This is a genomic window from Roseofilum sp. KMC-1 (assembly GCF_057802075.1).
Genome location: NZ_CM173605.1, coordinates 4,795,672 through 4,815,912 on the forward strand (window position 1 = coordinate 4,795,672; position 20,241 = coordinate 4,815,912).

At 46.1% G+C, this 20,241-nt stretch carries 18 protein-coding genes and 1 tRNA gene; 3 read left to right on the top strand and 16 right to left on the bottom strand.

Annotation, left to right across the window (positions count from 1 at the left end; all coding sequences use genetic code 11):
- Positions 1-6 precede the first annotated feature (6 nt).
- Positions 7-861 (bottom strand): hypothetical protein, encoded by an 855-nt coding sequence (locus AC3FZD_RS21985; protein WP_488738076.1) that lies wholly within the window; start codon positions 859-861, stop codon positions 7-9.
- 57 nt (positions 862-918) lie between these two features.
- A complete protein-coding gene (locus AC3FZD_RS21990) occupies positions 919-1,488 on the bottom strand; it encodes a DUF1517 domain-containing protein (protein ID WP_488738077.1) in 570 nt (189 codons plus the stop codon).
- A gap of 108 nt (positions 1,489-1,596) precedes the next feature.
- On the opposite strand from AC3FZD_RS21990, the gene AC3FZD_RS21995 reads away from it, so the two are divergent.
- Complete coding sequence (locus AC3FZD_RS21995) at positions 1,597-2,253, top strand: cofactor assembly of complex C subunit B (RefSeq protein WP_488738078.1); 657 nt, start codon at positions 1,597-1,599, stop codon at positions 2,251-2,253.
- Between the two features lie 19 nt (positions 2,254-2,272).
- Here AC3FZD_RS21995 and AC3FZD_RS22000 read toward each other — a convergent pair whose 3' ends face one another.
- From AC3FZD_RS22000 to AC3FZD_RS22015, 4 genes are all read right to left on the bottom strand, one after another.
- Positions 2,273-3,229: a HEAT repeat domain-containing protein gene (locus AC3FZD_RS22000; protein ID WP_488738079.1), complete on the bottom strand. Its 957-nt coding sequence runs from the start codon at positions 3,227-3,229 to the stop codon at positions 2,273-2,275.
- A 385-nt stretch (positions 3,230-3,614) separates the two neighbouring features.
- Positions 3,615-4,973, bottom strand: a complete 1,359-nt coding sequence (locus tag AC3FZD_RS22005) for a glycosyltransferase family 4 protein (protein WP_488738080.1) — start codon at positions 4,971-4,973, stop codon at positions 3,615-3,617.
- A gap of 173 nt (positions 4,974-5,146) precedes the next feature.
- Positions 5,147-6,586, bottom strand: coding sequence for a sulfotransferase domain-containing protein (locus tag AC3FZD_RS22010; protein ID WP_488738081.1), 1,440 nt, complete (start codon positions 6,584-6,586; stop codon positions 5,147-5,149).
- 35 nt (positions 6,587-6,621) lie between these two features.
- Positions 6,622-7,590 carry a glycosyltransferase family 2 protein gene (locus tag AC3FZD_RS22015; protein ID WP_488738082.1) on the bottom strand — a complete coding sequence of 323 codons (969 nt, stop codon included), beginning with the start codon at positions 7,588-7,590 and terminating at the stop codon, positions 6,622-6,624.
- A 16-nt stretch (positions 7,591-7,606) separates the two neighbouring features.
- On the opposite strand from AC3FZD_RS22015, the gene AC3FZD_RS22020 reads away from it, so the two are divergent.
- Complete coding sequence (locus AC3FZD_RS22020) at positions 7,607-8,170, top strand: Uma2 family endonuclease (RefSeq protein WP_488738083.1); 564 nt, start codon at positions 7,607-7,609, stop codon at positions 8,168-8,170.
- 60 nt (positions 8,171-8,230) lie between these two features.
- On the opposite strand, the gene AC3FZD_RS22025 is transcribed toward AC3FZD_RS22020, so the two are convergent.
- Positions 8,231-11,815 (bottom strand): glycosyltransferase, encoded by a 3,585-nt coding sequence (locus tag AC3FZD_RS22025; protein WP_488738084.1) that lies wholly within the window; start codon positions 11,813-11,815, stop codon positions 8,231-8,233.
- Positions 11,816-12,029: 214 nt separating this feature from the next.
- Here AC3FZD_RS22025 and AC3FZD_RS22030 point away from each other — a divergent pair, with 214 nt between their 5' ends.
- Positions 12,030-12,407 carry a hypothetical protein gene (locus AC3FZD_RS22030; protein ID WP_488738085.1) on the top strand — a complete coding sequence of 126 codons (378 nt, stop codon included), beginning with the start codon at positions 12,030-12,032 and terminating at the stop codon, positions 12,405-12,407.
- Between the two features lie 55 nt (positions 12,408-12,462).
- Here AC3FZD_RS22030 and AC3FZD_RS22035 read toward each other — a convergent pair whose 3' ends face one another.
- The 9 genes from AC3FZD_RS22035 to cax all read right to left on the bottom strand — a co-directional run bounded on the left by AC3FZD_RS22035 (position 12,463) and on the right by cax (position 20,153).
- Complete coding sequence (locus AC3FZD_RS22035; RefSeq protein WP_488738086.1) at positions 12,463-13,863, bottom strand: MlaD family protein; 1,401 nt, start codon at positions 13,861-13,863, stop codon at positions 12,463-12,465.
- 39 nt (positions 13,864-13,902) lie between these two features.
- Positions 13,903-14,685 (bottom strand): ABC transporter ATP-binding protein, encoded by a 783-nt coding sequence (locus AC3FZD_RS22040; protein ID WP_488738087.1) that lies wholly within the window; start codon positions 14,683-14,685, stop codon positions 13,903-13,905.
- A gap of 108 nt (positions 14,686-14,793) precedes the next feature.
- Positions 14,794-14,866, bottom strand: a tRNA-Thr gene (locus AC3FZD_RS22045).
- Positions 14,867-15,050: 184 nt separating this feature from the next.
- Positions 15,051-15,689, bottom strand: coding sequence for a response regulator transcription factor (locus tag AC3FZD_RS22050; protein WP_488738088.1), 639 nt, complete (start codon positions 15,687-15,689; stop codon positions 15,051-15,053).
- A gap of 295 nt (positions 15,690-15,984) precedes the next feature.
- On the bottom strand, positions 15,985-16,410 hold the full coding sequence (locus tag AC3FZD_RS22055; RefSeq protein ID WP_488738089.1) for a (2Fe-2S) ferredoxin domain-containing protein: 426 nt from the start codon (positions 16,408-16,410) through the stop codon (positions 15,985-15,987).
- Between the two features lie 32 nt (positions 16,411-16,442).
- Positions 16,443-16,994 (bottom strand): cell division topological specificity factor MinE, encoded by a 552-nt coding sequence (minE, locus tag AC3FZD_RS22060; RefSeq protein ID WP_488738090.1) that lies wholly within the window; start codon positions 16,992-16,994, stop codon positions 16,443-16,445.
- Positions 16,995-17,102: 108 nt separating this feature from the next.
- Entirely contained in the window at positions 17,103-17,909 is an 807-nt protein-coding gene (minD, locus tag AC3FZD_RS22065) for a septum site-determining protein MinD (protein ID WP_488738091.1), read from the bottom strand.
- 71 nt (positions 17,910-17,980) lie between these two features.
- Positions 17,981-18,919: a septum site-determining protein MinC gene (gene minC, locus AC3FZD_RS22070; RefSeq protein ID WP_488738092.1), complete on the bottom strand. Its 939-nt coding sequence runs from the start codon at positions 18,917-18,919 to the stop codon at positions 17,981-17,983.
- 136 nt (positions 18,920-19,055) lie between these two features.
- A complete protein-coding gene (gene cax / locus AC3FZD_RS22075; RefSeq protein WP_488740408.1) occupies positions 19,056-20,153 on the bottom strand; it encodes a calcium/proton exchanger in 1,098 nt (365 codons plus the stop codon).
- Positions 20,154-20,241 lie beyond the last annotated feature (88 nt).

Below are 20,241 nucleotides of genomic sequence, written 5' to 3' on the forward strand. Positions count from 1 at the left end.
CCCATTTTAACGCCGTCTTCTGCTCCCACTACCAAATCCAGAAGAGCGACGAGAGGCTCCACCACTGCCAAAACTGGGTTTGCGCTCCTTGGGTTGGGAATTGCCAGACGAGCGCAAATTAGAACCACCATAGCCGGAACCTGTGGAGCGATTGGCATTAGTGGAATTGGGTTGGCGGTTGGTGGTGGTGCTGGGGGAGCGCAGATTTCCAGTGGTGCGTAGAGTTTGACGATTTTTAACGGCGGCTGGCGGTTGATTATAGCGGCTTTGATAGCTACTTACGGCTTGGCTATAGGTACTGCCATAGCCACCATAACCCGTCATCACGACACCGGGTTGATAAATAGGGGGCACATAATAGCTGGGGCTAAAGAGCATATTGGCAACGACTTGTCCTGCTAATGCACCAGCAAAGGGTGTCCAAAAATTAGACTCTCGACGGACAATGACGGTTTCGGTTTGTCCGGTTTGTGGGTTAGTGCGCTCTTCGGTGACATTATGAACATACTGGATTTGAAAATCTGGAGTCATATAGAGGGTAGCGCGATCGCCCTCAATTTGAGCATAAGTGCTTTTTCCGGCTTGAATTTGCTCATTAGTGAGCTGTGCCATCTGTACATCCGTGGTGCGAAATAGGGGGCCAGTCCCTGGGGGAGTATTCAGTAACATTAAGCTATATTCGCCCGTGCCATCATCATAGGTGGCTTGTTGTACGGGATATTCTCCACTAGAGACGGGATTACGCACAGGAGCGTTTACGGTTTGCGTGGAACTCACCGTTTGCTTGGATGAGTCGCCACAAGCGGTTGTGGTGAGCAGTAGGGTAAAACAGAGAAAGACAGTTAAGAATTTACGCCACATAAGAATTAAATCCGGTGATGTTATGCAATGAAATCAATAAGGTTATTGTGCCATGAACTAGAGGGGGATTAGTTCAGAGAAATTGAGTAGTAATTGATCGTTGGTGAGGCGATCGCCCAATCGAGCGGGAGAGAAATGTACTTGAATCGCCCGCAATCGGTCTTGATAATGGAGATTAATCATCGCTTTTAATCCCTGCTGTAGGGCGCTGAAGCTGGCTAAATCGGTTTCTAGATCGGGGGATTCTCCTTCAAAGGCGATCGTAATCATTACCACAATATTCTCCGTAACTGGCAACGCCAGCAGATCGTCCTCATCTTCATCATCCCCTAAATCTGGCTGACTTAAATAGCGCTGGGCGGAATCCGTAAACAACTCTTGTACATAATCGGCTGCTTCTGCTTCCTTCCCCATTACATCCCCTTCATTAGCTGCCGATCGCCAATAGGATTCATATTGTAGCAAAGCTTCGGCAATCTCCACCAACCCCTCACCCAAAACCCCTAAATTTCCTTCTGCATCAATGGCATCTTGTGCTTTTTCATTTAACACACCGAGCAAAGGTGCAATTTGATCTCCCGCTAAATGGAGCATCAGCCGACAAACCACAAATCGAGTTCTAGCCATAGAGATAGATCCGTTGAAAATGAAGAAAATGAACCTTTGAGTTATACTTTTATCATTACCTAAACCTTATTGTCATACAACTCGTATTTTATTGTTGTTTTAATTATCTTGACTAGCAAACGCAGCGATCGCAACTCATTTTTACGACTTTTGCCAATTCTTGTCGGCATAATCGGGGGGACTCTATTGATGGTGAATCGGCTTTTTACGCCAGAGTTAACCCCTTCCCAAGGCCGTTCTGATGTTCTCGGAGTGATAATTTGTGCGATGTTAATTTTAACGGGATTACTCTGGCAACAGATTCAACCGGTTCCTCCAGAGCGGGTACAATTAGTCGGCGAAGAAGGATTTGAACTCTCTCCTGATTTACCGGATTTTGTGAAAACTGAGTTAGCTTGGGCTTCCCAATTATTGCTCACCAATACAGCAGGGCGATCGCTGGTTATTTATTATCAAGGTCAAGTAATTCTGCGCCGAGGGATTTTAGGCTCTAAGTCTGAGGTTAAACCGGGGCCAATTGTGCAACGAGTTCTTGATAAAGGCAAACCCGTTTATTTAGTTAATCTGAATATTTATCCGGGCAAAATTGAATTTGATTATTTACCTGAGAACACTCAAGGGGTGATTTGTCAACCTTTGGGAGAGAATGGCGTGATGATTTTAGGTGCGAATGCACCGCGCAGTTATACGCAACAAGATGAAGCTTGGATTGCTGGAATTGCTGATAAGATTAGTCATTCTTTAGAACAGGTGTCTATTCTCTAGAAAAAGGGAGATTAACGACTCAATCCTCCCAATCATTATCTTCTGGGGTACTATTTTCTAGTTTAGTAATTGCCAGTTTAATCACTTGGATAACAGAGGCTTCACTTTCCTGAGTTAAGGCGGTTTGCAAGGGTTCTATCGCCCTCAGATCGCCAATTTTCATCAGGGATAGGGCGGCACTTTTCCGGCTTTCTGGATCTGAATGTTGCAGGAGTTCTAAGAGTTGAGGAATGCCATCAGTATATTTTAAGTTGCCTAATGCGGTGGCGGCTTCACAACGGACGATAGAAGCGGGATCGTTTAAGCTCTGTAATAATAATTCCAGTTCGCGATTGTGTTCTCCATCGGTGGTGCGATCGCCATTTTCACGGTTTTCTTGCACCACCTGCATCATCACTTCCACCACTGCTGCTCGCACTTCTGGGGACTCAGAAGCCATTTGTTGATAGACTAAATCCTTGGCTTCTGAGCCAATAAAAGCCAACGCCCAACCCACTAATCCCTTATAATTTTCGGGATGGTTGGCATCGGCTAAGATCTCCAACAGAGCAGGAACGGCTACCTCACCAGTTCTCGCTAAAGCGCCTACAGAAGAGCCTTTAACCACCATATCATCATCATTGAGCAGGGCTTCTACCAAGGTGGGAACGGCGGTGGGATCGGCAATTAGGGTTAAGGTTTTGGCGGCAGCTCGTCGTACCACGGGGTTAGCATGATGTCGCAGAGCTTCTAATAATACTGGGGTGGCGGGTGTACCAATACTTTTGCCGATGGTTTCTGCAAAGCTGAGGCGCACCATCCCCCTAGGGTCGCCTAAGCATTCTACCATTTGCTGTAAAACTTGGCGATCGCCACTATCAAACTGTCCCGCCACCATTTGCTCTTGCACGCTTTGCAAAAAAGCATCGGTTTCTTCAGCAGATAAACAGCCGAGGCGATCGGAAGTCGAAAATTCAGCAGGAGAGGGATGATTCATGACAAACTACAGTCAGCACAGATTTTAATTCTATAACAAAAAGGGTGAGTTTACTCGATGTTAAAATCAGGACGATTACAGTATTAACTGAGAGGTTAAGACAGTGGTGTAGCTGTGGGGAACGAGGTGTGGTGAAATCAAATCCGGTTAAAGACTTGTCATTGCGACCGCAGGGAAGCAATCGCCGAGATTCCGAGATGATCGAGATTGCTTCATTCTGCTGGCGCTGCATTCGCAATGACGTATCATAACTGATTTAGGGTGGGCAGGAGGATAAGCGATGTTATTCAACCACCCCTCTTTCCCTGCCCACCCTACGATGTGACCATCAATTTTTAATTTTTTCGGCTGTCGCCGACATGAAAATTTTTAATTTTTAATTGATTTACGGCAGAGCAAACCCCTTAGATTTCTTCTTCTTACCCTTCGAGGATTTCGGATTACCATTCTGCATATACGCCTTCATCTGTGGAGTAAATCCATCTCCATTGGCATTGGGCAAATTACCCTTAGCCACATTTTCCACAATTTGAACATGCTTGGGTAATAAATCCTTGAGCGCATATTGCTCCACAATTAACTCCCTCGCCTTTTGCCGTAAAGGAGCCATTTGTTCGGGATGATCTAAAGCCTCACCCACCCGTTTAGCAATCTCTTTCGGTGAGAAAAAATCCACCAGCAAACCATTCTCTCCATCCCGGATCATCTCCCGTACCGGAGCCGTATCGGAACCAATGACTAAACATCCCGTGGCTAAGGATTCCACCATCGACCAAGATAACACAAAGGGTCGGGTTAAATAGACTCGAACCGAAGAGGCTTGAAGAACCTGTAAATAGAGTCCATAGGGCAAAGGGCCGGTAAAATGTACCCGTGACATATCTAAATTTAGGCGCTCTAACATCGCCTGTTTATAGGTTTTGCCATTGGGTAAAGATTTCCCATAACAAACCCGGTCTTCTCCCACTATCACTACATGGCAATTAGGGCGCTGTTCCTGAAGATAAATAATCGATTCCATGAACTGGGGAAAGCCGCGATAGGGTTCCATTCCCCTGGTAGCATAGGTGACAATTTCATCGACTCCGGATAAGTCTAGTGGCTCGATGTTTTTACTATATCCTTCACCCGTAAATTTTAGTTTTGCGTCTGGATTAGGCTTAAAATAGTCCGTATCAATACCATCAAAAATAACGGATAGTTTACCTTGAAATTCTGGCGGAAATTGAGACTTTTGCCACTGGGTCGGGCACACCCCCCAATCACAGTTGTATAGGTCTTGTAAAATGGAAGCATTTTTAATCCGAATGCGACACAAATCATCAGCAGAAAGAGGTTCTGAAGGGTCAAAATCGGCATCGCTTCCCCTGGCATGATAAAACCATTCGTAGTAACAGATTAGGGGAGATTCGGGGAAAACTTCTTTTAAAAATAAGGTCGGCCCCCATCCAGAATGGCCATAGATAATATCGGGAATAAATCCTTCTGCTCTGAGTTTTTCTGCTGCACGATAAACACTTTGACCATATAAAACGGCGCTTTCTAAGGGGCGAACATAGTGATGGGTTTCTGCTCTGGGTTCTCGACTGGGATTAAAGAGAACTTTTCGTACTCCGGGAATGACCCATTCGGGGCGTTCATTTTTGGTGATGAACACGACTTCGTTATTGGGATCGCTGCCAAAAACGTTGGCTAAATGGCGGAATTGGGCGGGGAAATTGGGGTGTAAAAATAGAATTTTCATGTAGGTTAATGAACGGTTGGATAGATAAGGTTGATTACAGCACTTTAGCGATGGGATGGGGCAGGTTTTGATCCCCCTAAATCCCCCTTAAAAAGGGGGACTTGCTTATTCCCCCCTTTTTAAGGGGGGTAAGGGGGGATCGTAGACCTCATATAGAGCGAAAATTGCTGTCATTATTGTTCGGGAGCGCGACAGATCCAAATACAGTCTCTGGGGACTAATTCCGTATTTTGTTCTAAGATTTCATAGCCCAAGGTGGTGAGGAATTTTTCCATGATTTCATTGGTCATGATAGAGAATGCGGTTCCATCTCGTTTTCCGAGGAGATTATGGGGATAATCGTTGAGGAATTTTTCCCATCCGAGAGGGGAAAGGATGTTACTATGATGGAATAAACAGAGCCGTCTGCCGCGTAAAAGGGGGGGGATTTGAACGAGATAGTTATAAATATCTCGCGGCTCGATGTGAACCAGGGTATCGTAACAGAAACAGACATCAATGCTGGCGGGTTCGATGCCTTCTAGGGTGAGTCCATTCAGTTTGATGTAGGATGTTTTTTCAGTTCCTAATCTTTCTTGGGTGGCTTTGAGCATTTGGGCGGAAATGTCGGCACAAATTAATTCTTGGCAATATTTTAATAATAGGGCGGCTGTTTTACCGCCACCAATGCCTATTTCGAGGACGCGATCGCCGGATTGAATGTAAGGTGCGATTAAATGGGTTTCGATTAACTGTTCGTATTCAGAGAGGGAAGACGCTGCTCCTGCTTGTTTGCCGATCCACTCATCACCAATATGTTGATAGTTTGGATCGGTAGATGTCCAAGTTTGGGCGTATTGATCCCAAGCACCTTCATAGTCAATGGGGCTGGATGATTTAGTCATAGTCCAAGGTAAGGGTTGACGAAGATAGGCAGATAAACGCTGGTTGTGAGGGGTAAAGTAGTCGGTGAGCTGTTGATAGAGTTGGGGGGAAATGTCGGGGTAGTCTCCCGCATCATAAACGGGGGTTTCTTTGAGATCGTAGGGCGGTAATTGCAGAAATTCATAAACTTGATTGACGATCGCCTGGGGATGGCTGTAAAAGTCTTCAGCGAGTAAAATTAAGAACTGTTCCGGGGGGAAATATTCGTACCAACGGAGCAGTTGATCGAGGTAGATTCCTCGGTCTAAATAACTGTAATGGCGATGGTTAAAGCTATGATACAGGGGATTGGCTTGGATTTTTGCCACTTCTGTTTCTAGTCGCTGGGGTTCACTGGCGATCGCCGCTTCTAATCCTAAAGATTCAAATCCCCATCGTACCTCATGATAGTAATGGGAAATGGCCCGTTTGAGAGGATCTCGCAATAGCACAATCAGTTTCACATTGGGATAACATTGTTGAACCCGTTGGGGAACTAAGGGATGATAGAGATAATAGGGACTTGCTTCTCCTTTGACTCCCGGTTGCGGAAACTGGGACTCATACCAGGGAATTCCCCGGTCAAAGTGTAAGCTAAAGAAATGGAGTTCTTTTTCTGTCGCTGGACTGATCCCTGGATGTTCAATCAGATGATGATAGAGGGAAGTTGTCCCACTTTTTTGCGCTCCTATAATCAGGTAATCCACCATAAACCGGTTATTGATAGTTATTGAGAAGGCTAGACCTATCCCTGCTTAAATAATCTTTTAACATCTTTGCGGCATTTATGAACAAAAACTCGTAGGGCGATCCCTTGGGAACCATAACCGGCTTGCCAACTGCGCCAGCCGAGTTGTAGGATGGGCAAGCCGAAATTGAGAGGGCGATCGCCAAAGGGATTATTCGCCACATCTTGGGAGCTGAGGTTGAGGCGATCGCACAAGGCCTGGTTCAAATTACAATGGGTGATATAGCTCCTACCCGTCATTTTTCCTACTTTTTGCCATCCTGTCATCACTTCCTGGGCAAGAGTCCCCGCATTTTGCACCACTCCCACCGTATTCGTCTCATGGATGCGGTATCGCACCAGGGGATGGGGAATATGAGCGATTTTGCCCTGATGGGAAGCAATCAGAGCAATCCACCAATCATGATACCAGTCGCCCCCATTTCGGGCAGGAAAGGGCAGCAGCAGCGACAGCAGTTGAGGACGAAACATCATCGTGCATCCGGTGAGGGTGTTGCGGAGGAGGAGCAGTTGGGGGCTGAGGTTTTGGGGCGCTCTTTTCTCAAACTGCCAAGCAGAATCATGGCGGGTTTGGTCTTGTGGGTCGATCAGCTCTAGGTCAGAATGGACTAAGAGGGCTGATTCTGACTCTAAAGCCTGCCATTGACGCTCTAATTTATCGGATAACCAAATATCATCCTGATCGCAACAGGCGATCGCCTCCAAACTCGGATCGCCTACGCACAACTGTAATCCCCGTTCAAAGTTATGATAGGAACCCACATTTTCTGAGTAGGGATAGAACTGAAAACGGCGATCGCCTGCAATCAGCGCTTTAATCTGAATTTGGCACTCTTCAGAGGAGCGATCGTCAACCACATAACATATCCAATCTTGCCAAGTTTGCCCTTTTAAAGACTCAATTTGTTTTCGCAAGTATCCCAAATTTGGGTTATAAGTTGCTAGAATAATACCAATTTTCCTCATGACCCATTACCCATTTATGTCTCTCACTGTTGAAGACCTTGAAAAACTGCAAACCCAATTAACCGATGCCCATCTGGACTATCAGACAGAATTAGTAGATGGTAAAATTATTATCATGGGATTATCCGATTACGTTTCCGAAGTTATTATTGCCCGATTAGTATTTTTCTTGCAAAATTGGGTGATTCCCCGATCGCTAGGTTATGTTACCGGTTCTTCCGCCGGATTTCGCCTACCTGATGGCAACCTGCGCGGCCCGGATGTTTCCTTTGTTCCGGCTCAAAAAATGCGCCAAGCTCCCCGTGCATTTGCGGAAATTGTACCCGATTTGGCGATTGAAGTCAGGTCAGCCTCAGATCATATTAAACCCCTGGTGAAAAAACTGAAGAAATTCCTAGAATTAGGCTCTCAAGTCGGTATTTTAGTTGACCCCAAAAATTTGACCGTGACGGTTTATCGTCCCAATAGTGAACCCCTAGTTCTCACCAATGAGGATACCTTGATTATTCCGGAACTCCTCCCCGGTTGGGAATTGGCGATCGCCGAAATTTGGCCTCCCGTATTTGATGAAGTCCCATAACATGATGGGTTTATTCACGCCTCTTCAATCGTCTGTATAAGCTGGGGACTCTCAAAAGATTTATTCATATTGCAAGACGACTTCTTTCACCATTTCCAGATGTTTGGGTAACTGTTTCTGGTTGTCAAATAGGCGATTGACTCGCGCATAAGCATTACCGCGTAGACGGTTGGCGTAGTCAGTATCGATCGCCTCCACCAAGACATGGGCTAACGCCTCTGGATCGCCAGGACGCACCAAATACCCCTCGTGGCGATCGCCGATCATCTCCGGTATCCCAAACACATTCGTACTAACAATCTTTAGCTCAAACGCCATCGCCTCTAAAATCACCCTCGGAAAAGACTCCTCAAAACTCGTACAGACAAAAATATCCGTCAAGCCAAAAAAGTCAAATACATAGCGCGTTTCCGGGTACATTTTCACATAATCCAATTTCAGCCGCTCTTGCACCTGACGCAAATAATCCAGATAGATAATCTCGCGAGTCCCCACAATCAAAAACTCTAGATCTTTAAACTTCGAGGCAGGATAATTATGTTCTAACTGTTTAATCGCCTCTAAGAAAATATGCTGTCCCTTACGCTCGCAAGTCGTGCCAATCACTGAAATTACCGTTTTTTCCTCCGAAATTCCATATTTTTGCCGTAAATAGGACTTACTATTCCTTTGGCGAAACTCAGCTATTTTTCCTAAATCCATGCCTCCGGGAATAGTGCGAAAACGGCCATGAATATCGAGATCGTGGAAAATTGCCCGCGTCGCATCCGCCACAAAAATCACCCGCGAGGCATTCTGAAAACAACCCTCCAATACACCGCGCATCACTTGTGGGGGAGAGTCGCCAAAAAAGTTGCGTAAACTGCGCTCAATCGTACAACTTTCATGGATATGCCAAATACTGGGTAAGCCAAAGAGTTGGGCTAATTCTATGCCCCAGAATCCGACCATGGTATTGGACATCACCAGATCGAACTCAGTCATATCTAGGACTTCTCCCACCTGCCGGAGGCGCTGATGGTAGGTTTCTAGGCTATTATCCACCCGTTGCAAATTATCTTCTATCAGTTTGACGGGAATATTTAAGCTCTCATAATCATTGCGTAACGGCCCATCAACCAGAGAAACAACCTTAACTTGGCATTCTCCTGACTCGACAAAATGCTTGGCAAAATTATAGGCCATTAAGGGAGCGCCTTCTAGGGCTAAATTGTGGGTGACCAGCAGAATTTTAATCCCAGAAATGCGCCGACTATGGACATAGTGGAGGGGGTTTAAGTCCATGGCCATGGAGTCGATATTAATATTGGGGTTAATGTAGGGGTCTTTCTTACCCTGATATCGCGCCATGAAATTGAGATGTTCTTTGGGATTATAATAATCTCCCCGTGAGGCGCTTCCTTGGTGGATAAGGGTGGCTTGGGGGGTATAAACGACACGCTTACCGGTTTCTTGAACGCGCAAACAATAGTCCACATCGTTCAATTCTAAGCCTAATTTTTCTTCATCAAATCCTCCTACTTGATGGTAAAGTTCGGTGGAGGTAAGCAAGCAGGCTCCAGTGACGGCGGATACATTGCGCGTGGTGTGGGGATAGAAAAGATAACCCAATTCTTCTTGGCGTAACCCATGGAATAAATGACCGGCTAATCCGCCATTGGGGCCGATACAAACTCCGGCATGTTGTAGGGTATTATTGGGATAAAGGAGACGAGCGCCAACGACTCCGACTCCTTCGATGGACATCCAACCGACCATATCTTCGAGCCAACCGGGGGCGATCGCCGTGATATCATTGTTAAGCTGCAACATCAGGGGTGTTTTCACCTGGGCAGCGCCAATATTCACCAAGCGAGAATAATTGAAGCCTTCCCGTCCGGTTAAACTGGGGTCGGGACGTTGGGTTCTAATCACCTGATAGGTTAATTTTAGGGGATCAGGTAGGGGCAAAAAATTTTTCGCCCCTACAAGGTATTGGAAAAATTCCTCGGTCTTCGCTTCCGTAGACTGATCGTCCACAATAATCACTTGCACATAGCGCGGATCTACGGTCTTCTCTAAACTGGCGATACACTCTGATAAGATCTCCGTGCGATCGCGGGTTGGAATCACAATAGTAACCGGATTTTCCGCTAAAATCGAGCTATCCCACTGCAACTGATGCAAACATAACCCATACTTTGTCGCCAATTCCGGTAAAAAAGGTTTCGCCTTTAAATTGCGCCGCGCCAGGGTATCAGAAATCGCTCGATAGGCACTATCAAATACATAGGTTTTCTGTGTTCCTTTGGATGCTGTGCTTTCCGGATGAACGCGCCAATGATAACAAACATGGGGAATATGACGCACCCGGTCAACCGTAGTTTTTTCCCGCACCCGCAGGTAAAGATCGATATCCTGCGCTCCCTCCAAACCCGGTCGCAACCCTCCCACCTCGTCAATTAAGCGCTTGCGAATGACGGCTAAATGGTGCGTGTAATTGTGGGCGATCGCCATTTCTGGACTCCAAACCCCCTTCATTTGATACCCGTAGCGCTCTCCCGTGGGGGTAATTTTATCCTCATCTGTATACATCCAATCCACATCCGGGTATTGGTCTACACATTCAGCTACCTGCAAAAGCGCATCCGGAGAGAGCAGGTCATCATGATCTAAAAGGGCGATATACTCCCCCGTTGCCACCTCTAATGCTGAATTCGTCGCCTTGACAATATGACCATTTTCTGTTCTAAATACAACCTTAATCCGAGGGTCGGAGGCTTGGGCGGCGGTCAACACCTGCTTAACATGGGGTTGAGTCGAGGCATCATCCGCGATGCATAACTCCCAATTGGGGTAAATTTGTGCTTGTACAGAGGCGATCGTTTCTTCTAAAAAGCCCTTCGGTGGATTATAAACCGGAACCACCACACTAATTTTTACTCCAGTTTTCTCCAAGCTCTGGGCCGACTCCTCCATCAACTGCCGCACCTTAGCCGTTAAACGATTATGGTCTAACCAACGCTGATAGGGATCTTGCTGTTGCCAAGGATGAATAATGGTCGAATAGGCTGAAAAGGGCTGAGTTTGGGTTTGGTCAACATAGCGCTTCACAAACCGAATCCAAACCGCAGGAGATAAGGGAATGCCACCACGCTGTTTATAAGCCAAAATCACCTTAGTCATAAACCCAGAAATGATCTGGGAAATCTTCACCTTTGGGGGACGCTCGTACACATTTTGAATCGTAATGGTACGGGCAAAACAACAGAGCGAATCCCCATTATCCAACTTGGCCATAATCTTAATGGCAATCTCCCCAGAAAAATTGGGTTCAATGGGTAAATTCCAGCCAAAGCCACTATTTTCAGCCGAGGGAAAATCAATAAAAGCCTGCCCTACATCGGGACGGGGTTCCCCATAGGTAATGGTTGCTTCTGTAGTTTCATCTTGAATCAGGGTCAGGGACTCAATGGCATGTCGCCGATGAAACACCCAACCCGCAATCCGCAATACCCCACTGACATTTCGTTCAATGGTATTGGGACTTTCTAAGAACCCCTGGAGGTCTCCTGTGGGGTTTACCTCTAGGTTCGACGCTCTCTTCAGCAAAGCCTTCAGGGGCAATTTCACCGTTTGTATCAGGGGGTTCAGGGATTTTTTCATGCAAAGACAGTCCACTCCACATCAAGCTGGAACCCGCAGGCCCAGAGTCGATTAGCAACACTGTAACAGAATAACCGAAGATTGCGATCGGCGATCGCAAGTGCAGGGGTTTTCTGGCTAACAATTACAGCTTTAATCTATTTTTTGAATCCTTAATGCAAACCTTGGAGAATTGATTACACTAGGTAGAATTGCACTCAAACTGCCTGTTCTCATGTTCACCGATATTTTCCCCTTCTCCTTTTCGCTCGATACAACGGCAATCGCCGGAACCACCCTTTGGTCTCTGGGTCTTTACTTAGGCTTTTCTCCCCTTGGAGATTGGATTATGCTGCAACTGACTCGGTGGTTTAACTTTGCTGAACGCAGTCTCTATACCTCAGTCGAAGAGTTCGAGCGCACCAGGGAAAATCGGGAAGCGCAAAACTCCTTTTATGCCTCCCTATTTAGTATCATTCCCTTTCTGCTCTTCGGTGCTTTATTTAACTGGGCTGTAGAAGCAACATTAGGGAAAAGTTGGGGGATTAGCATGGGATTATTAGCCTGCGTCGCTTGTGGAGTCTATGAATTAGGACGCAGAGATGGCCAGTAATTGACCTCTTACCAAGAGCAATGGTAATCTTCTTTTCTCCGTATCTCCCCCTCTCCTATGGATCAAAATCAATTGGTGGCGTTGAAGATGAAAAATTAGGCAAGGGAAACCCTGGATGAAGCTCAAACAAGATTTTAGGTTCAATCTTAAAATCGGTTTTCAGATTGGAGTCGGTATCCTGGGCTAGATTCCAGTCCGTTAACTCAGGAACATTTGATGCTTCCCATTGCTGAAACTCTGGTGATTCAATTTGGGTTTTGATTGGCTCTAAAACCTGAGCAATTTGGGCTTGTTCTTCCAGCCTTTCTGTAGAAGATACTAATTGACCAAGACTATTAACCAAATTACGAATATTTTCACGAAATTGGGGATCGCCGATCAGATCATCCATATCTGAGGTGATTTTTTGGGCATTTTGAAATGTCGATCGGGCTGAATCTAAAGTTTGCTGGAGCATTAATAAGGTAGTGGGATTATTGATTTGATCGGATAAATCTTTGAGATTGGCAGAAGCTTGAGCAGCATTAGCTGAAAGGGTTTCTAGATTATTAATTAACTCTCCTTGTTGCACTTGATTGAGAATCGGAGTTAACGTCGATACAGCCGTTTTCATCTCCTCTGAAGTGCGCTCTAAATTAGTCAGAGTGTTGGTAATATTAGTGCGGTTTTGGGCAATCAAACCATTCATATTTTGTAGCGCTGTTCTCAGTTCAGCACTCGTGCTTTCTACTTGGCTAGTGAGTTTAGCGCTACTTTCTGTAAATTGGGTGGTCGCTTGCAGAGTAGATTGGCGAATTTGATCGGCTGCTGCACCTACGGATTGGGTAGTATTAGAAATATTACTGATTTCTCCCTTAGCCAGGGTGGTCAGTTGTGTGAGTTCAGCGCTCAGAACTGTGAATTGTTCAGCCGCCGTGGTTGCTCCTTCTAAGGTGGAGATCAGACGAGTATAAAATTCTTCCGAACTAAAAAGTTCGGCCATCTCTAGTCCTTTGCGTAGGAGTTCCACATAACTCACTCCAATTTGCCCAGGAAGTCGAGTCCCCTCACAGATGACCACTTGGCGATCGCATGAACTCCCCACAGCAGAAGTCATATTGGCAGGCACGGATGATAAAGGAATAATATCAATAGAAGTAGAACCGACTAAACCCGCTTGATTCGCTTCGATGACTACATTTTTGGGCATCACCAAATTCGCTTGATGAATATTAAGGGTGACTTCAACCCCATTCGATCCCGGATTAATAGCAGCCACAGAACCGACTTCGACCCCACGATATCGAACATCGGCCCCAATTTGCATTCCTTCGATGTTTTCAAATTCCACAATCATGGAGTAAGTAGGTTTACCGAAGGTCGCCCCCCGCAACCAAAGGATGAGACCTCCAAAAAGTCCCACCCCTGCTAAGATAAGTAACCCGACTGAACCTTCTCGAATTGTCCGTTGACGCATGATGGTTTTTACTGACTCCAGCACCGTATCAGCTTTATCTTAACTGATGACGGGAATGGGGCCATCTAAGCTCCCTGCTGCAAACTGGCGCATATAGGGATTATCCGTGTGGTCAATTTCTGCGATTTTGCCATCCCATTGGACTTTACCCTGGTACATAAACACAATACGGTCAGTCGTGCGGCGAATGGTGCTATCTTGGTGGGTCACCATCACATAGGTACTACACCCTCCTTGTTGATCTTTGAGGGAGCGAATTAGGTCTTCAACAACGGTGGAAGCAATGGGATCGAGTCCTGCGGTGGGTTCATCATAGAGTAAGACTTCCGGATGGTCTTGAGGATCTTGGGGGTTTTCCATAATCGCCCGAGCAAAGCTGACTCGTTTACGCATTCCTCCAGAAAGTTGGGCTGGGAAGCGATCGCTAATTCCTGATAATCCCACTAATTCCAGTTTTTTTTCTACCATTTCCCGGATTTGCTTCTGAGGGATTTTTCCCTCTTGATAAAGTCGAAAGCCGACATTTTCCCCTACTGTTAACGAGTCAAACAAAGCAGCCTGCTGAAATACCATGCCAATTGTAATCGGATCTTCGATATCTCCCACTAAGCCTTCGCGCTTTTGTCCGGCGACATAAATTTCGCCAACATCGGGCTGATGTAAACCCGCAATAATTCTTAAGATCGTTGATTTTCCTGTGCCAGAGGGCCCAATAATTCCTAATGCTTCTCCTTTATAAATGGTCAGATCCAGGTGATCTAATATCTTGCTCTGACCAAAGGTTTGACAAATGCCGCGCAGTTCAATTAAGGGTTCGCCCATAGGATATGCTGAAATTTAACGAAAGAGGTTATCGATCGATATTCTAAAGGGCAAAAACCTCTGAACGATTTTCAATTCAGATACAAAGCAATGAACTCAAAGTTCAAAAGCTGGTGAGGAGACTCGAACTCCTGACAGGCTGATTACAAATCAGCTACTCTACCAACTGAGTTACACCAGCAAACAGACGCTTAGAGCAGTATATCAGAAATGATATCTTGTTGTCACGCTCTAAGACAGAAAAGCAGGGCAGTCTGGATTGGGAATGGTTCGCTGGTGGTTTTGAGGAGTAGGTAAATGGATTGGGATACCTAAACAATAAAGATGCAACCCTCTAGAATCAATTAGGTCAACCCCATCACTTCTTAAGCGAGATTATTTTCCATGGCCCAACGCGCTAACTCGGTGCGGTTATGCAAATTGGTTTTACCCAACATATTGGACACATGGCTTTCTACGGTGCGCTGGCTGACATTTAAAATCTCTGCAATCTCTCGATTAGAACTCCCTTGGGCTACTTTCTGGACGACTTTACGCTCTGTGGGGGTTAAGGTCACATCTTCAGGGACTTTCGGGAAATTGACCTCGCTATTACCTCCTTTGTAGGGATGATGCATCATCCGGGAAGCTTGCTTGAGAGATGATTCCACTTGGGCTACGAGTTCTTCCGGTTCAAAGGGTTTGACCATATAGACATCAGCGCCTTTATTTAATCCTTTCACCCGGTCTTGACTTTGGCCTTTTGCGGATAGGAATAGAACGGGAATCCAGGCCGTTTTTTCATTGACCCGTACTTGTTCCACAAACTGGTAACCATCCATTTCCGGCATCATCACATCACAGATGATCATGTCTGGGGTTGTCTCTTCTAAGAGATTCAGCGCAATTTGCCCATTTTCAGCCGTGGTGACTTCGTATCCCCGGAATTCCAAGTAATCTTGTACCAACAGAATCAGGTTGGGATCGTCATCAATTAAGAGTAATTGCTTCTGGTCAGTGGTCATATCCGTATCCTCTCATTAAGTTCATAATTGACTACTGCTATGTCAGTATATTCATTGAATTACGGAAAATCAATAGGGAGAATCATTTAATTTTCTCCTTGTCCGAAACTATCTGAGAGTTTTCCCAGACTTTCGGACAGACTGTTTTCTAGAATACATTTCGTGAATATACTGACATTGACTAGCTGGATTTTCTTGATTATAGCGTACTTTTGCGGAAAAAATCAGGATTATCCTTTGATTTTTTGCGGAATTTACGGATTTTTCAGAGAAAAACTCCGGATTCACGGAAAAGTTATGATGAAATTACGGAAGGATTGGGCAAGGGGTGGATGAGGAAAGCATAGTCTTCAACGACTTGATTGCCGAGAAGATGCTCCGTAATAATCCGCTCTATCACATCTGGAGTACAGCTATGATACCAAACTCCGTCAGGATAAACAACGAGAATGGGGCCGTTCTGGCAAACTCGTAGGCAATGACTCTTCGATCGAAAAATACTGCTTGTTCGTTCTGGGGTGGGCCGATCTAACTTTAATTCTTGCAAGCGATTTTTGAGATAATCCCAGGATTCAAGACTCTGTTGGCGATCGCAACATTTAGGAACGCTCTGATCCGTGCAAATGAAGACATGGCGCTCAATCCGATCTAGACCAAGTGCCTTTACACAAACACTTAAGGAGTCACCAGTGGGTTTTTGTGCATCAGATTCCAAGTTCATTCGTAAGACAAAGTAAAACGATTGACTTTATCTTACTCAGATTTGGGCAATTTTCGCGATTTTTGGTTAGATTTTGATGATAAATCCGATTTTTTTACGGATTCTGTGGGTTCAGAGGGAGTCGAAGGCTCAATTTCCTCTTCCTCTTTGTTCTCTGGTAATGAAGAAGGAGCAGGGGTTTGGGGAGATTCTAGAGGAGCATCTTCGGCAAACAACTCCTCTAATTCAGGGGCGAATTCTGCCTCTGATTCTTCGTTAGAAGAAGAGATGGGGTAGCTCTCTTCCTCTAAGGAAGAATTTTCTGGTTCTGGATCGGCCGTAGGTTTAATCCGGCGAATGGGAAAATTAGCAATCAATGCTGTAGTGCGATCGCTATTTTCGATCGAAAACTCCAGTTGTTCGCGATCAATCTCCACATAGCGAGACAGCACCACTAAAATATCATCGCGCATGGCATTCAACATTCCTGGGCTAATCCCCGCTCGGTCATAAGCCAAGACAAACTTCAACCGCTCTTTGACTGCCTCACGACTAGAGGGGCGAGTTTTCCAGGGAAAAAGGCGTTCTAGAAGATCATTTAACATGGATCGCTAATGGGTAAGTTCATACTGGATCATTCACAACTGATAATTGGTGACGCTTACCGATACCCCATTACCAATTTTAGAGCGAGAAAAAGAAATTCACCCGGATCAGCCCTTGCGGAACATCTGGAAGAAGCGGCTGAAAAAATTCCCTTGGGGAGGAACCAGATCCAAAAAGGGGACTTTTTCCCCTTCCAGACGGCGAGCAATATTACCATAGGCCATGCCTGGCAAAGAAGACTCTCCAGCCCCAGAAAGGACGAGGGGTTCACCTCGGTTTGTAGAGACAATCACCCGTTCATCATCGGGAATGATCCCCAACAGGGGAATGGCTAAAATTTCCTGAACATCCTGCACCGACATCATATCATTGGCTTCCACCATCTTCGGGCGAATGCGATTGACAATGAGGCGAATTTTACGAATACTATTGGCTTCCAACAGACCGATTACCCGGTCAGCATCTCGCACAGCCGCAATTTCGGGAGTCGTGACAATGATGGCTTCTTCGGCTGCGGCGATCGCATTTTGGAATCCCATTTCAATCCCCGCCGGACAATCCACAATCACATAATCAAAACTGGGACTCAAGCGATGAATCAACTTAGCCATCTGATCCGGAGTAATGGCATCTTTAGTCCGATTTTGGGCAGCCGGTAACAGCACCAACTTCGACTGACGCTTATCTCGCACTAAGGCTTGTTCTAAGCGGCACTCTCCGGCAATCACTTCTACTGCGGTATAGACGATGCGGTTTTCCAAACCTAAGAGGAGATCCAAATTTCTCAACCCAAAATCGGCATCAACTAGGACGACTCGTCGTCCCCGTTGAGCCAGAGCCATTCCTAAATTGGCGGTGCAGGTGGTTTTACCCACTCCTCCCTTTCCTGATGTCACGACAATAATACGGCTCATGATGGCGATTTCTTTGGCAGGGTCACGGCAGTTGATTATAGCAAGGGGTTTTAGGGTTTTAACAGATCGAGTTAAACTTCGGGTTGTTCATCGGCTAAAGCCTGACGGACTTTTTGAAAATCCATGGCTCCAGCAATACGAATGCCTTCGGGGGTGGCGTAGGCCACTTCTGGATAGGGTTTGGGTAGGGAATGTTGGCTGGCTCTGGCGACTTGACCAGCGATCCTGACTTGGGTAGGTTCCATGTCTAATGCCATGATGACACATTCGGGGTTCCCGATCGCCCCCGCGTGGGCTACTCCTCGCAGTCTTCCCCAAATCAGGATATCGCCATCGGCGATAATCGAGGCTCCGGGGTTAACATCTCCTTGAATTATCACCGTTCCTTTATGGCGAATTTCCACCCCCGATCGCAAGGTGGTATGCAGATAGAGGGGTTCTTCTTGCAGTTTTAGGGGTTGGGAGGGAGGAGATTTGAGGGGGTCTGTGCGCGTCACTTGTTGCACCGAATAGCCACAGGTAGCAGCAGCAACGGCGGTTTGGCGGCGTTGAGTTTCGACTTGTTCGAGTTGCAGTTGGTATGCTTTGAGTAAATCGGCGATCGCCTGGAGTTGGCGCATATCCAGCAAACGGTCTTCAGCAATCAGATGAACCGGTACATTCGCTTCTCGCAGGCGATCGCTCCCCTTGAGCAAGACTTGAAGTTGTTGAAACAACTCCATCCAAGTACAACTTAATTCTCCCTCTGGCGGTAAAATCAAGCAAAAATGGGAGCCTTGGGACTTCAAGCGCACCGGAATATCTTTCAACTGTCGCTTTTCCGGTGGCATTTCTTGGCTATCCAGTTCCGCATCTGGAGGACGATCTCCTTCTGGTTGAGCCTCATCTTGGCTTAGAGGCGCTTCTGAAGGCATCAGAGCAACCGGCTGATCTGGGGTTTCTTCTGGAGTTGGGTCATCTAAGCTGACAGCAAACGTTAAGGAAGTGGGAGAAACAGAAGATTCAGGCATGAGCGATCGCATTAGAGCATAGCTTTTAGAGCATTATATTTTATCAGCGCTGGCTATGGGTGCATACCCTTGAATAGCAGATCTCAAAAAGGGGTCTGTTCAACCCCTTTTATTTATCAATCCATGAAAAACGAAATTAACCCAATCCTTCGATCGCCGGATGGAAGAAGAAAGCTAACCCTAAAACCACATAGGTAGCGAGTAACAGAGAGCCTTCCAACCAATCAGAACGACCATCTGAACTAACGGAATTGGCTAAGAGAACAGCCACCACTACCGCTACTAATTCAAAGGGATTAAAATCGAGATCCATGGGTTGGTGAAGGATAACTCCCGCTAACACTAAAACCGGAGCCACAAATAGGGCAATTTGCAAACTCGATCCCATAGCCACAGAAACCGATAATTCCATTTTATTCTTCATCGCGACGGTAACAGCAGTGGCATGTTCAGCCGCATTACCAATGATGGGAACCAGAATTACCCCAGTAAATAAAGCGCTTAAGCCTAGATAAGAGGTTGCCTCTTCTAAAGAAGCCACTAATAGCTCCGATTCTACGGCAACCACCACCGTTGCCACCAGCAGCACTATACCCCACAAGACGATATTGGGCTTTTCATGGGGTTCTTCTTCCCCTTCCTCCTGATTTTCCGCCAATCCCACATCATAGAGATAGGAATGGGTTTTCATGGAAAAGAGCAAGGTGAGCAAGTAAACGATAATTAAAACAATGGATACTGCACCAGATAAGGTTTGCATCGTTTCTTCGGCGATACCATCGGATGTGACATCCACCGCAGTGGGAACCAAAATGGCAATCACCGCCAAATTCATGGCTGAGGCATTCAGACGCGCCACAACCGAAGTAAAATTTTGCTCCTTATAGCGAATCCCGCCTAGAAACATGGCAAACCCCATCACTAGCAGCAAGTTACTGATGATGGAGCCGGTAATACTGGCTTTCACCACATCAACTAAGCCCGCATTTAAGGCAACTAGACCAATAATCAATTCAGTGGCATTACCGAAAGTAGCATTCATCAGCCCTCCCAAATTGGGCCCTAGCACTACGGCAATTTCTTCCGTAGCGGTTCCCATCCAAGCGGCTAAGGGAATAATCGCCAAGGCAGAGGTAATAAAGATAGTAGTCGATCCCCAGCCGAGAAATTCACTGGCAATGGAGATGGGTACAAAGACTAGCAGTAAAGAAATGATCGTATTCGTTTTCAACATGGCGATCGCATCCAGGTTTACACTCACCCATGCTACTCCCATTTTCAGAAACTGGGGTGGGGAGATGGGGAGATGGGGAGATGGGGGG

Bases quoted from the DNA above. Each gene is read 5' to 3' on its own strand.
- AC3FZD_RS21985 (WP_488738076.1), bottom strand. From the start codon at position 861: ATGTGGCGTAAATTCTTAACTGTCTTTCTCTGTTTTACCCTACTGCTC.
- AC3FZD_RS21990 (WP_488738077.1), bottom strand. From the start codon at position 1,488: ATGGCTAGAACTCGATTTGTGGTTTGTCGGCTGATGCTCCATTTAGCG.
- AC3FZD_RS22000 (WP_488738079.1), bottom strand. From the start codon at position 3,229: ATGAATCATCCCTCTCCTGCTGAATTTTCGACTTCCGATCGCCTCGGC.
- AC3FZD_RS22005 (WP_488738080.1), bottom strand. From the start codon at position 4,973: ATGAAAATTCTATTTTTACACCCCAATTTCCCCGCCCAATTCCGCCAT.
- AC3FZD_RS22010 (WP_488738081.1), bottom strand. From the start codon at position 6,586: ATGGTGGATTACCTGATTATAGGAGCGCAAAAAAGTGGGACAACTTCC.
- AC3FZD_RS22015 (WP_488738082.1), bottom strand. From the start codon at position 7,590: ATGAGGAAAATTGGTATTATTCTAGCAACTTATAACCCAAATTTGGGA.
- AC3FZD_RS22020 (WP_488738083.1), top strand. From the start codon at position 7,607: ATGTCTCTCACTGTTGAAGACCTTGAAAAACTGCAAACCCAATTAACC.
- AC3FZD_RS22025 (WP_488738084.1), bottom strand. From the start codon at position 11,815: ATGAAAAAATCCCTGAACCCCCTGATACAAACGGTGAAATTGCCCCTG.
- AC3FZD_RS22030 (WP_488738085.1), top strand. From the start codon at position 12,030: ATGTTCACCGATATTTTCCCCTTCTCCTTTTCGCTCGATACAACGGCA.
- AC3FZD_RS22035 (WP_488738086.1), bottom strand. From the start codon at position 13,863: ATGCGTCAACGGACAATTCGAGAAGGTTCAGTCGGGTTACTTATCTTA.
- AC3FZD_RS22040 (WP_488738087.1), bottom strand. From the start codon at position 14,685: ATGGGCGAACCCTTAATTGAACTGCGCGGCATTTGTCAAACCTTTGGT.
- AC3FZD_RS22050 (WP_488738088.1), bottom strand. From the start codon at position 15,689: ATGACCACTGACCAGAAGCAATTACTCTTAATTGATGACGATCCCAAC.
- AC3FZD_RS22055 (WP_488738089.1), bottom strand. From the start codon at position 16,410: ATGAACTTGGAATCTGATGCACAAAAACCCACTGGTGACTCCTTAAGT.
- minE (WP_488738090.1), bottom strand. From the start codon at position 16,994: ATGTTAAATGATCTTCTAGAACGCCTTTTTCCCTGGAAAACTCGCCCC.
- minD (WP_488738091.1), bottom strand. From the start codon at position 17,909: ATGAGCCGTATTATTGTCGTGACATCAGGAAAGGGAGGAGTGGGTAAA.
- minC (WP_488738092.1), bottom strand. From the start codon at position 18,919: ATGCCTGAATCTTCTGTTTCTCCCACTTCCTTAACGTTTGCTGTCAGC.
- cax (WP_488740408.1), bottom strand. From the start codon at position 20,153: ATGTTGAAAACGAATACGATCATTTCTTTACTGCTAGTCTTTGTACCC.